Below are 13351 nucleotides of genomic sequence, written 5' to 3'. Positions count from 1 at the left end.
TTAATCTTGTGTTAATTATAACTGCAGTAATCCAAAGTCTTTCAGCTTTTGCATAGGTTTAGAAAACCAGAATAATTCAAAATCGTCTAACTGAGTTTCGAAGTCTTTTTTTAACGCTGAAAAAGAAACACTTTTGCCACTTGTTGGTTTTAGCGTTTCTAGTGTGTCAAGCAACCATTCGCCTTCAGGCTTATTTAATGTCATTTGAAGACGCTCCGTTTTATCATGAAACGTCAGGTCTAACAACTCATTTGTAAATCCTTTTTTAGTTTTTGTACGCTCTGCAACTAATGGTAAGTGTCCTAACCATACAATTTTTGCAGTTGGTTTTGTGGTTAGTGCGGTTTCTGTATTTAAACAGTCATCAATATGAAAAGGTGCAATTGAGGTTTGCGGAATCTCAAAATCAAACCATTCTTGTAAATCCATATCAAAACCAATCCCGTGCATAAAATTGAATAACGATTTTTTTAAACCGAAACTAAATTGGTTGTGATCAATACCCGTGCTATCCGTAAAATCAATATCATTATTGGCAAACGAAATAGATTTATAATTTGGTGTGATGCCATATTCTGTTGGATTTAAACCAATCGGACTATGGGCTGTTAATGCAAATTGATGCCAGAACCCAGACTGAATAATACCTAATTCAAATAACTGTCTGACCATCTCTAAACTATCAACTGTTTCTTGTACCGTTTGTGTCGGGTAACCGTACATTAAATAGGAGTGGACCATAATGTTGGCTTGCGTAAAGTTACGCGTCACTTGCGCGACTTGCTCCACAGTTACACCTTTATCAATTAGTTTTAATAGTCTATCTGATGCCACTTCCAAACCTCCAGAGACTGCAATGCAACCTGAGGCTTTAAGTAGGTAACATAGATCTTGTGTAAAGTTTTTCTCAAATCTGATGTTAGTCCACCATGTAACGGTAAGTTTTCGTTTTATAATTTCTAAGGCTAACGCTTTCATTAATGCAGGCGGTGCAGCTTCATCCACAAAATGAAATCCGTTTTCGCCAGTTTGCGCAATTAATTGCTCCATACGATCCACTAATAGGGCTGCTGCAATGGGTTCGTAAATCTTGATATAATCTAAGGATATGTCGCAAAACGTACATTTTCCCCAATAACAGCCATGTGCCATTGTTAATTTATTCCAACGTCCATCACTCCATAAACTGTGCATTGGATTGGCAATTTCTATAACAGAAATGTAATCCTCTAGCAATAAGTCAGAATAGTCTGGTGTCCCTACTTGTAGTTGTTTGTATTCTGGTCTTGTGGTGTTGTTTTTGTAAACTACTTTTCCATCTTCTAAAAGGAAGGTGCGTTTGTATTGTTTCTCTTTGCTATTGTGATCTTTGGTTATTGTAGTGCTTCGACTGCGCTCAGCATGACCTTTGTTGTTGCTATTTGTGTCTTTGGTTATTGTAGTGTTTTGACTGCGCTCAGCATGACTATTGCTATTTTGGTCTTTGGTTATTGTGGTGCTTTGATTGTGATCAGCGTGATTGGTGTTGTTGCTATTTTGGTCTTTGGTTATAGTAGTGCTTCGACTGCGCTCAGCATGACCATTGTTATTGCTATTTGAGTCATCGTTTTCTAGGGTGTTTTCTAGATTATTTTCTAAATCAGTTTCCGCAGTACTTTGATTGTTATCAGGTTGACATACGTTTTGGTATAATAACGCAATGGGTAGCTCGCCATCGTCTAGCGTAATAAAGTCGAAGAAATCAAAAACACGTGTGTCTGTTACTTGGCGTAATTCGGTATTTGGAAAACCACCACCAATCGCAATTTTAATCTCTGGATAATTCGCTTTTATAAATTGTGCACATCTAAACGCGCTGTATAAATTCCCTGGAAATGGTACCGAAAAACAGATTAGTTTTGGTTGCACGGTTTTTAAGCGGTCTTCTAAAATAGCCAACGTTAACTGATCAATAAATGTTGGTTTATTTTTTAGACTATCATAAAGCGCGTCAAACGCATTGGCACTTTGTCCTAAACGCTCGGCATATCTACTAAATCCAAAATTAGTATCGATACATTCAATAATAAAATCTGATAAATCTTCAAGATATAAGGTTGCTAAATGCTTGGCTTTATCTTGCATGCCCATTTCTCCAAATGCCCAATCCATATCTTCTAGTTGTTCAAATCTAGAGGCTTGTGGTAGGAAGTTTGTAGTACATATTTGTCGTGCTAAAGTTTGATTTTTACCTTGTAGAAATAATATAATAGCATCTAAAGGTTGTAAATAATCATCTTTTAATGTGTAAATACGCTGCCCATTTTCTGTCGAAATGGAGTCGTTTTCTATTGCTAAATCAAAAAGTTTTTCAAAGGTTTTTTTACTGAATAATTCTAAAATCACCTCGATCCCTAAATCCATCTGAAAGGCAGAAACCCCAATTGTATTTAAAAATCCTTTTAAATAGGCAGTTGCAGGATATGGCGTATTTAACTGGGTAAAAGGTGGCGTTATTAGTAAAAGGTCTTTCAAGAATTTAGCTTTAAAAATAGATTGCAGCAAAGATAAGTTAATGTAGCTTATTGGTTTTGAGTTCTATTAGTTTTTTATAAAAGCAGCTAATTTTTGACGTTTTTTAAGTGGTAAAGCATCATTATCTACAATTAAAGTTAATTGTGATTGGTCTTTTTGTTTAGAAAAAATTAAGGTGAATAATTGGGTAGTAGTCATACTGTTTTTTGCAGCTTGTACTAGTGTTATTTTATCTCCGGGTTTTATTAGTCCTTCTTTCAAAACACGCACATAAGTCCCTGGTCGTGCATGCTTGATAAATTGTTTAAGAATGGTCTGTGTACCAAACCGTATACCCAGTTTAAAACAAGGTTCTCTAGGTTGTGTCACTTGGACTAGGGCGGTTCCTATTTTATAAATATCGCCAACCCTAATTTTAGTTTCGTCTAATCCTTTTACGGTTAGGTTTTCGCCAAAAATCCCGTAATTAAAATCTATGTTTGGATATAAGTTTTTCCAATAATCATAATGGTCTTCCGAAAATAAATAACAGGCTTTAAAAATACCACCATGATGCTTTCTGTCTGAAACCTCGTCACCTTTTACGTCTTCTTTTTCTAAATAAATACCAGCATCAATAGGGTTTTTGTACATGCCCGTGGTTTGCTTTTTTCCATTCCATTCAATGGTTGTTGGTTTGGCAATATTGGTAGATGTTATTAGCATGTTTAAGACTTAGTTTTTATAGTACCAAAAAGGGATGGTTATTATGGTGTCTTGTGTTTGTGTACTGTCTGTTTTTGATAACCTGTAAATACTTAAATCGTGCTTACCGTCTTTTATGTTTTTAAGAGATAATACTGTTTCAAAACCATTTTGATTTTGATTGTGTTTAGTATAGATAAAATCAGGTAGCGTGTAATTTAGGGTGTCAATTTTTAAGCTATAAATACTAGATAAGGTTTTAACGTATTCTAGTTTTAAGCTATCCGATATTTTTTTGATATTTCGATTGTATCCAGTGATGAAATCTGATTTATATCCTCTAATGTCTTCTTCAGGTTTTAGACCTTTGTTAAAGGAAAACACAGCATCTTCAATACTTTCATTATACTCAATAAATATTGGTAAATAAGACGTTGTTATGATTTTTGAAGGAATTGAAGCTTTATCAATAAAAAGATCTTCTTTTTTTATGTTTTCATCGTAATTTAAAAGGTTTGCAGAGAAGCTATTAGAATCCTCTGAAGCTGAGAAATAATTGGAACGATTAAAGCTAAATGCTAAAATAGTTGATAGTAGAAAGTAACTTGGGATGAGGATAAAACTTATTTGTTTTCCAAATTTGTTATCTAAAAAATTATGGACTAGTGGGCGATATAAAAAAGAGAGTGTTAAATAACTGAATAACCAATAAAAAGGAAAGTATATTTTTGCTAACCATTTATTTTTTTTAAAATACCCTAATGTTATAAAATCTAGAAAGGTTAAAATCATCCCTAGAATTGTAAAAATCATTAAAAAGACTCCTGTGATAAAAAACATTTTAGGTCTAATATCGTGGTCTTTGATTAAAAAATAACCTATTAAAACAAGTATTCCGGCATACAATAAAAAAGAAATCAGGTAAAACACTAATAAAAAAGAAACTGCAAATAAGACGCTACAATAGTCTTCTAGTTGTGATATATACTTATCAAATGAACCTATTTTTTTACGTAAATAATTGTCAAATTTAGGTCTGTATTTTAATTTTTTGTAATCGATGTCTCCTGAGACATAGCGTAACCCTAAAGCACCAATCCATAACCCACGAAGAACAACGTGAAATAATAAGGTTGTTAACAAAATAAGACTGGCGTAAATAGCTACGCTTAAAGCTATTCTAAAAAAAAGGTCTCCATCATTTTTTGCAATATTATAACTTGTTTCAAGCGGTTTTAACACTTGCGTCAAACCATAAATTGCAAACCCAGAAATAATTAATTCTAACTGCCAACTTTCTTGTTGTAGTTTATCTAGCCAAGCTTTAAAAGCTTTAGATCTATAATTATTTTGCATGGTTTTGCTCTGGTTGGTTTCTGTAAATATAGAGTAAATATTGAAAAATTACTTTTCATTACTCAAAATACTAGCTACTGCTTGCTTGTATTTTACAGGATTCCCAGCTTTTTTAATGGCTTTGAATGTTTTTTGAGGATTAGAAAACGACTGCGAGAAAAACTCCCAAAAGCCTAACATTTTCATTTTTATTGGGGTTGGTCCCGATAGATACGCGTCGTACTGTTGGTAAATTGTATCATGAAATTGACTAAAAATCTCCCAACGGTCTTTAGGATATTCTGTGGTATTATTTTTAATCATGCTTGGTAAAAATGGATCTGCAATTAGACCACGACCAATCATAAAATGATCAATACCCGGAAAGCGGGCTTCCATAGATTTAAAAGATGCTACAGACGTGATATCTCCATTGTAATATAATTTATGCTTTGTACTTGTAATGCATCGCTCAAACGCCTCTAAATCTACAGGTCCTTTGTACAGTTGTTTTCCAATTCTGGCATGAATTGCAATATTTTTGAGCGGATAATTATCTAGAATAGGGAAGGCGTCTAAAATTTCTTCAGCATTGTCATAACCCATTCTCATTTTCATGGACACGGTTATATCACTTTCGTTATGTGCTTTTTTTAAAACGTCGTCAATTTTTGCAGGATTACAAATCAAACCTGATCCCATACCAGATTTAGTCACCATTGGATATGGACAACCTAAATTCCAGTTTAACTCTTTATACCCTAAACTTTGCACGTATTTAACTACAAACATAAACTCGTCAGGATCATTGGTCATTACTTGCGGAATCACTTCTAAGGTCGTGTTATTTTCTGGTTGTAAATCTAATTGATAGGATTGCTTAATTTTCAGCTTTCCGTTTAGCCTGATGTAAGGTGCGTAAAACGTATCGATACCACCAAAATAATGGTGAAACGCGTTACGGAATCTAAAATCCGTGAAGCCTTGTAGAGGAGAAGACAATAAAGTAATGGACATCTTAAGTATGCGGTAATATTAGTTACGCAAATATAGTTTCAAAATATTACAATTACGCAATATTTACCAAGCCACTTGGAAAAGGTCTATAGGCATAGTATTGTAATACTTCTTCAATTGCTAATTTTAGCGCCCTGTTTATTGGGACAATAACATTACCCATTGTAAAATCTATCTGCGACAGTTGCATGTAATACTCCGTGAACATCGGGATATATAGTCCATTATTTATGGCTTCTGCAGTATCTTGCAAGGTTTCTTTTTGGTTTTCTTTTATAATTTTGCAAGTCACCATGCGTTTTTGCCCATACTTATCATTAGAAGCTGCATAGCCAAAAAGACGACAAACTAAACCGCGATATTTATAATTACTACATCGTCCTAGTGCGTTGTCTACTAAGTTTAGCGGGCTATAAATATGGCAAATGGAATGTTTTGATTTTGTGTTTAATGTTTTTAGCGTGGTTTCGGCTTGACCGTTTAAAAAAAGATGAAACGCAAAAGGTAAAAACTCTAAAGGAGAAGCCTCCATGGTTGGGTTGGTACAACACTTACCACAACCTGTTGCACAATGCAAAGTTGTTTTGTTTTGAAAGGTTGAAATTTGGGTGTCTAACGTCTCAAATAACGCTTCCACTAATCGTACTCTTCGCTCTATAGACATTCCTTTTTTTTGAAGGTACGCTATAAATTTACCGTTTACGTTGTTTATTTTGGTTATAAAAAAACCACTTCTATTTGAAGTGGTTTTTAATGGGGCTATTGCAGACCGTTTAAGTTTTTATTGAAATCAAATAGAAGCTGAGGTTTGCCTGATACCAACAATAGTCTTGCTTTTTATTGATTTAAAAACAGATATAATGCGGCCACAAGACAAATGGCTAAAATAATTAGCACATATTTTTTGACTTGATTAGGTTTGCTGTATAACATCCCATTGCTAGATTGTTTTTTAATGTTTTGAATGTCTTTATCCATATCTGGAACTTCAAAAGCTATTGTATGCGGTTTGCCATCGTAATACTCCGGATTGGCTTTTAAATTGTCTACAATGTCTTTACTTTCCTTTAAACCTAAGTCTGTTTTTGCCCTCACGTATTTTATGGCAGCTAGTTGACTTTCGGAAATTAATTCTAGAATAATCTCCTTGTCTAAAGTAATATTATTAATAACAATGTTCATTATTATTCAATCGCTTTTTTTAGGGCATCTAAACCACCAACAATAGGTAAGGAGATGCTTGTTTTATCTAAATCCACCGTTAACTCAGTCCCCGGTTTTGGATGTATTGTAAACTCTTTATCACTAGAAAAAATAACCAATCCAATTTGTTGTCCTGCTTTAATGATTTGATCATCTGGTTGTAGGTTAAACGTTAGATCGTAAAATTCGCCTTTCTTTAATGGTGCGCTTTCGCGTAATGATTTATGATTTTGTGGATCTGCCCAACCACGTGTAATAATATTATCTGTAATTACTTTGGCATCATCCGTATACGGTAAAGAGACTAGCATTACGGATAAATTGGCAGCTGGTTTACTACTAGATACGCTAATAGTTATTGTGCTTTCGCCAGAAATATGTAAGTCTTGTTTTAAAGTAGCCGTACTATATAATAAACGGTGGGTACTGTTTGTCGCTTGCGCATGTGCTTTCCCAGAAATGGTAAAATCATCCACTAACATTTCTGTTTTTTGTCTTTTACTTGACGTTGTTGTTAAGGCACCAACTTGGTTTCCGCCTTTATTTAAATATAACGTCACGTTTTTAGCATCCGGATTTGGGTATGCAGCATAAGCAGTTGGTTGGTCTGGTCTGTCATTTTCTCTAACAATGCGTGCTTGAGGATCGTTTTCTACACCGTTGTCAATACCGTGTAAATAGTGAGTAAACCAACGGTTCATCATGGTCATTGGTGGTGGTCCACCATGTCCGTTTTGATGGTAATATATTTGTGTTGGTAAGCCCATTGCTTTGGCTTTTTGATAAATACGGTTACTATGTTCTGGCATTACATTCCAGTCGTTAAAACCATGTGACATTAACAAGGCAGCTTTCATCCCATCCATTTGGTTGAGGTAATCACGGTCGTTCCAGAAGTCGTTTAAATCTCCTGTTTCTCTGTCCATTCCTGCAGCCATTTCTGTGTCTCTAACGGTTTTGTTATTGTATGGTCTTTTTGCATCGTCACCACTATGTATAAAGTCATAAAGCACATCAATATCCTCTCCTAAATACCCTCCAGGAGAGCGCACTAATCCGTTTGATCTGTAATAATGGTAGGACGATGTGTTTGGTGCAATTGGTATAATGGCTTCTAAACCTTTAACGCCAGTGGTTGCAGCTGCTAATGGTAATGTCCCGTTGTAAGATGTACCAGTCATACCTACTTTTCCTGTGCTCCAAAAGGCTGTTACTTCTTGATCGCCATCTGGTGTTGTGTAACCTTTTGCGTCACCATTTAACCATTGTATAACTGCTTTTGGTGCTAATGCTTCGTTTGGTCCACCAACGGTAGGGCTACCTTGAGATAATCCGGTTCCAGGAGAAGACGAGTGTACAACAATGTAACCGCGTGGTACCCACTTCATGATATGCGAGTTTGATATTATTGGGCGTTTTCCTAAACGGGTTACTTCTGGGTGTGCGCGTTCTTGCGTTGGACGGGCTCCTAACTCGTGCTCCACATCCCACATAATACCAGGTACATCTGGTGCAACACCTGCAAAGTATGGGCTAGTTACGTAAATTACTGGTAGTTTTAAATCTTCGGTATCTGTTTGTGATGGTCTGGTAACGGACACGTGTACACGATCTAAAGTATCGTCTCCATCTGTGTTAAAAGAGGTTTCTACCCAAAGGTCATGTCTAATCCAATCTTTATAATTGCTAAATCCTTCTACAATTTGTGCTTCTCCATTTTCAAAAACGGGAACGGTTTTGTCTTGTGCAACACTTAAGGCTGAAGCCGAAAGTAATAGCGCTAAAACGGATGCTTGTAAGTACTTTTTTATCATAATAACAGCGTGTCTTGTTTGTTGGTTACAAGTTAGTTATTTTTTACGAATAGAAAAGTAGTGGTTTGTTAAGGTAATTGTAAATGTTTTGCGTGGAGTTGAGGTTGTGCTTCGTTGTTTTGTTTTTTTTTATTACGAAAATTTGATTAATGTTTTATTGTAAGTAGCTAGAATTTTCTTGTTTTTAACTCAGTTGTTTGTTGGTAAAGTGTTTTGTTTCAATAAGGTACTGTATTTTCTTAACCAATAAGAAATAGTTGTTCTAGGAATATCATATTTTTTAGAAGCTTGGTTGCTTGAAATTTGACCATTTAAGATTTGGTCAATGACTAAAAGTTTGGTTTCTAAAGTAGCTTTTTGATAGCTTTTTTTTAGCCAGTGTTCATTTTTTGTTTTCATAAGTGACTGTAATTAATTGCTTAATTTTTAGTCAACCTATTTCAGGAAAATTCATAGGTCCAATGTTATCAAATTTTAGTTCCGTAAGATTTTCAGATGTTGTAAATCTTACGTTTTCAATTGGGGCATCAGATTTGTTTTCAATAGTGAATTCAATATCATTTCCTTTACCAGTTGATTTACAGGCGCTTAACGTTAGTATTATAATTCCTATTACTATTTTTTTTATTGTCTATTTTTGTTAGTCACAATCCTTAAATATCTTTTTTTATACTGTGTTTTCAAACTTATACGTTGTTATATCTCTCTGTGAGAAGTAAAGCGTTATAACATTTGCTTATTACAGCACTTATTTTTTAAAAAAACTAAGTTACAAAAATGAAATACATGGTAGGTTTAGTTTGCTTTATTGGAACAAAAAAACCACCTAAATAGGTGGTTTTTTTATTTCCGCGAAAGCGGTATTTTAATATAGTAAAGCTGTATTATTCTATGGTAACAACAAGGTCATTTTGTTTTACCATTTTCCCTTCTTTTAGTGTTACTGATTTTATAGTACCCGATTTAAAGGCAACTACAGTGGTTTCCATTTTCATGGCTTCTATAATAAATAGAGGATCGTTTTCTTTAACGTCTTGTCCTTTTTTAACTAATACTTTGTATAAAGCGCCTTGTAATGGTGCGCCAATTTGGTTTTCGTCAGTTGGGTCTACTTTTGTATTGGTTTCGATTTTTATGTTTAACGAGGTGTCTAAAATGTCTACAAATCTATTTTCTCCGTTTACTTTAAAAAAGACGGTTCTCATACCTTCTTCGTTTGGAATACCAATGGATAGTAATTTAATGATGACTGTTTTTCCTGGTTCTAGCTCTATTAAAATTTCTTCACGAAGGCTCATACCGTAAAAAAAGTTTTTTGTAGGTACTAATGCTAAGTTACCATAGGTCTTGTAGTTTTCGTGCGCTTGTTCAAAGACTTTTGGATATAATGTGTAGGATAAAAAGTCTTCCATCTCAATTGCACGAGTAAAGCCTTTTTGGAATTTCTTTTTGAAGGCTTTGTATTCTAAATCAAAATCTATTGGTTCTAGATGTGCGTTTGGTCTGTTGGTATATGGTTTTCTGTTTTTAAGTATAATTTTTTGAAGCTTTTTAGGGAAACCTCCTTCGGGTTGACCTAAATCTCCAACAAAGAAACTTATCACAGAGTCTGGAAACGAAATCTCCTCACCACGTTCCATAACATCTTCTGTAGTTAGATTGTTGGTTACCATAAAAATAGCCATATCTCCGACCACTTTAGAGCTTGGTGTTACTTTAATTAAGTTACCAAATAGTGTATTAACCTCGGCATACATTTTTTTAACCTCATCAAAACGATCTGCTAATCCTAAAGCTGTGGCTTGAGGGCGTAGGTTACTGTATTGTCCACCTGGTATTTCATGTTCAAAGACCTCAGCGGTTCCTGCTTTTAGTCCTGATTCAAATGGATAATACAATTCGCGCGTGTCTTCCCAAAAGTTAGAAAACTGATTTAGTTTGGGCATATCAAAAGCGTGTGCTCTTGCTTGGCCTTTCATCATCTCTACAGTTGCATTAAAGTTTGGTTGCGATGTTAATCCGGATAAACCACTTAATGCAACATCAACCACATCAACGCCTGCTTCGATAGCTTTTAAATAGGTTGCTGTTTGTAATGATGATGTATCGTGTGTGTGTAAATGTATGGGTACGTTTACGGTATCTTTTAATGCGGCAACTAGCTCTGTGGCTGCGTAGGGTTTTAATAATCCTGCCATATCTTTTATAGCAATCATATGCGCCCCAGCATTTTCTAAATCTTTGGCTAGCTGTGTGTAGTATTTAAGATTGTATTTTGTTTGGCTTACATCCAATATATCTCCTGTATAACTTAATGCTGCTTCTGCGATTCCGCCTGTTTTGTTGCGGACATAGTTTATACTTGGCTCCATTGCTTTTACCCAGTTTAGAGAGTCAAATATTCTGAAAATATCGACACCGTTTTCCCAAGATTTTTCAACAAATTTCTCGATTAAATTATCAGGATATGCTTTATAACCAACACCATTAGAGCCACGTAATAACATTTGGAATAATATGTTTGGTACTGCTTTACGCAATTCTCTTAAACGTGTCCAAGGACTTTCGTGTAAAAAACGTAAGCAAACATCAAAGGTGGCGCCTCCCCAAACTTCCATACTAAAAGTGTTTGGATGGTTTTTCGCAAAACTTTCGGCCACTTTTAGCATGTCATAACTACGCATTCTGGTTGCTAATAACGATTGATGCGCATCACGCATGGTGGTATCCGTAAAATGAATTTTTTTCTCGTCTTTTAACCATGCACAGAATTTTTCTGGACCTAACTCCGTTAATAAGTCCTTTGTCCCTTTTGGATAGGGATCTGATAAACTAAATTTTGGCACTTTTGGGGTTCTGAAAACTTTGTTTTCTTCAATGTTTTTGACATCAGAATTTCCGTTTACACTAACTTCTGCTAAAAACTGAACGACTTTTGATGTTCTGTCTTGTGGCAGTTTTATTTTGAATAAGGCAGGCGTATTTTGAATAAAATTTACAGTCACTTTACCATCCTTAAAAGTGGGATGCTGAATGACATTTTGTAAAAAATGAATGTTTGTTTTAACACCTCTAATTCTAAATTCTTTTAAAGCACGTACCATTTTACGTGTTGCACCATCTAGAGTTCTTCCGTGAGAGGATACTTTGACTAGCATAGAGTCAAAAAAGGGACTGACTTTATAACCTTGGTAAATACTTCCTGCGTCTAGACGGATTCCCATTCCGGAGGCACTACGGTAAGTTGTTACTGTACCGTAATCTGGTGTAAAGTTGTTTTGAGGGTCTTCTGTGGTTAATCTACATTGTAAAGCAAAGCCATAGGTTGCTAATGTGTCTTGTCCGTAAATTTTAATTTGATCGTCTGATAGTTTATAACCTCCAGCAATAAATATTTGTGTTTTTACAAGGTCAATTCCTGTTACCATTTCGGTAACCGTATGTTCTACTTGTATTCTTGGGTTGACTTCAATAAAGTAAATGTTGTCTTGTTGATCTACCAAGAACTCTACAGTTCCAATATTATTATAACTTACTTTGGTTGCTATGGCGACTGCGTATTTATAAAGGGCTTCTTTTACTTTAGTAGACACATTAAAAGATGGCGCAATTTCTACTACTTTTTGATGACGTCGTTGTACAGAACAATCTCTTTCAAATAAATGACGAATGTTACCATGTCTGTCTGCTACAATTTGTACTTCGATATGTTTTGGGTTTTCGACATACTTTTCTAAAAACATGGTGTCATCACCAAATGCATTTAAAGACTCATTACGTGCAGAGTCAAAGTTGGTTTCTAAATCTTCGGCAGATCTAATAATACGCATGCCTCGTCCACCACCACCTGAAGCTGCTTTTAACATCAAAGGATACCCTATACTTTCTGCCTGTGATATTGCTACTTTTAAAGAGGTTAATTCTTTTTTATTACTTTCTATAATAGGGACTTGACATTGTTCTGCTATTTTTTTAGCTGTAATTTTATCACCCAAAGCATCCATAACTTCTGGGTCTGGTCCAATAAAAATAATACCGTGTTTAGCGCATCGTCTTGCAAACTCTGAGTTTTCAGATAAAAAACCATAGCCTGGGTGTATTGCATCTACATTTTTAGATTTTGCTAAATCTATAATGCCATCCATATCTAAGTATGGTTTTAAAGGCTGATTATCGTCACCAATTTGATACGATTCATCCGCTTTGTTTCTATGTTGCGAGTAGCGATCTTCGTAGGTGTAAACTGCTACTGTAGCAATATTTAACTCCGTACAAGCACGTAATACTCTAATAGCAATCTCTCCTCTATTTGCAACAAGAATTTTTTTGATTTTCATTTTTAGTGTGTGTTAGTGTGTGTTGTGTGATACTATAGTTTTTTATAACGTCTGTACAAACCTTTAAAAACGACTGTTAAGCGCTGATTTTTAAAAGAGACATAAGTATAAAGGGGTGTGATTTAAAAGAACGTTTATCACTTTAAAAGTGTGTTTATTACTGTTTAGACCATTTAAAGACAAATTGTGAGTCTGTTTTTTAGACCTATGGCTATAAGGTAATTTTTATTTTTTAAAAATACAATGCATGCATAGTATTTTTTGTTATTTCAATACAAACAGTATAAAATCGGGATTAATAACCTTTTTGATATAGGTGAAGGGGAGTAGTTGCGCTTTTTTTATCGCAATTTATATTGCATTAGTGCTCATCGTGTTTTATTAAAAAGAAGGCATGCAGTAGTAATACTATCTACCAAAGCAAATAGTACGGATTAATTTATAATT

The 13351-nt window shown here is 34.7% G+C and carries 9 protein-coding genes; all 9 read right to left on the bottom strand.

Going from position 1 to position 13351, the window contains the following annotated elements; genetic code table 11:
* Positions 1–15: 15 nt before the first annotated feature.
* Entirely contained in the window at positions 16–2514 is a 2499-nt protein-coding gene (locus tag CXF54_RS15845; RefSeq protein ID WP_232782588.1) for a radical SAM protein, read from the bottom strand.
* A 66-nt stretch (positions 2515–2580) separates the two neighbouring features.
* Entirely contained in the window at positions 2581–3219 is a 639-nt protein-coding gene (locus CXF54_RS07320) for an MOSC domain-containing protein (protein ID WP_101203044.1), read from the bottom strand.
* Between the two features lie 9 nt (positions 3220–3228).
* A complete protein-coding gene (locus CXF54_RS07315) occupies positions 3229–4554 on the bottom strand; it encodes a hypothetical protein (RefSeq protein WP_090839134.1) in 1326 nt (441 codons plus the stop codon).
* Between the two features lie 48 nt (positions 4555–4602).
* The gene (locus tag CXF54_RS07310; RefSeq protein ID WP_101203043.1) at positions 4603–5550 is read right to left on the bottom strand and encodes a tRNA dihydrouridine synthase; all 948 of its coding nucleotides are present in this window, start codon (positions 5548–5550) and stop codon (positions 4603–4605) included.
* Positions 5551–5602: 52 nt separating this feature from the next.
* Complete coding sequence (locus tag CXF54_RS07305; RefSeq protein WP_101203042.1) at positions 5603–6214, bottom strand: YkgJ family cysteine cluster protein; 612 nt, start codon at positions 6212–6214, stop codon at positions 5603–5605.
* A gap of 173 nt (positions 6215–6387) precedes the next feature.
* On the bottom strand, positions 6388–6732 hold the full coding sequence (locus CXF54_RS07300) for a ribosomal protein L7/L12 (protein WP_101203041.1): 345 nt from the start codon (positions 6730–6732) through the stop codon (positions 6388–6390).
* Between the two features lie 2 nt (positions 6733–6734).
* Positions 6735–8567, bottom strand: a complete 1833-nt coding sequence (locus CXF54_RS07295) for a Xaa-Pro dipeptidyl-peptidase (RefSeq protein WP_101203040.1) — start codon at positions 8565–8567, stop codon at positions 6735–6737.
* Between the two features lie 189 nt (positions 8568–8756).
* A complete protein-coding gene (locus tag CXF54_RS07290) occupies positions 8757–8966 on the bottom strand; it encodes a helix-turn-helix domain-containing protein (protein WP_232782587.1) in 210 nt (69 codons plus the stop codon).
* Positions 8967–9451: 485 nt separating this feature from the next.
* Positions 9452–12904, bottom strand: coding sequence for a pyruvate carboxylase (locus CXF54_RS07285; protein WP_101203039.1), 3453 nt, complete (start codon positions 12902–12904; stop codon positions 9452–9454).
* Between the last annotated feature and the right edge of the window lie 447 nt (positions 12905–13351).

This window comes from Olleya sp. 1-3 (assembly GCF_002836085.1).
In the GTDB taxonomy this organism is placed as follows: Bacteria; Bacteroidota; Bacteroidia; order Flavobacteriales; family Flavobacteriaceae; genus Olleya; species Olleya namhaensis.
Note: the sequence above shows the minus strand (reverse complement) of the source record. Positions and strands in the feature narration are given on the sequence as shown.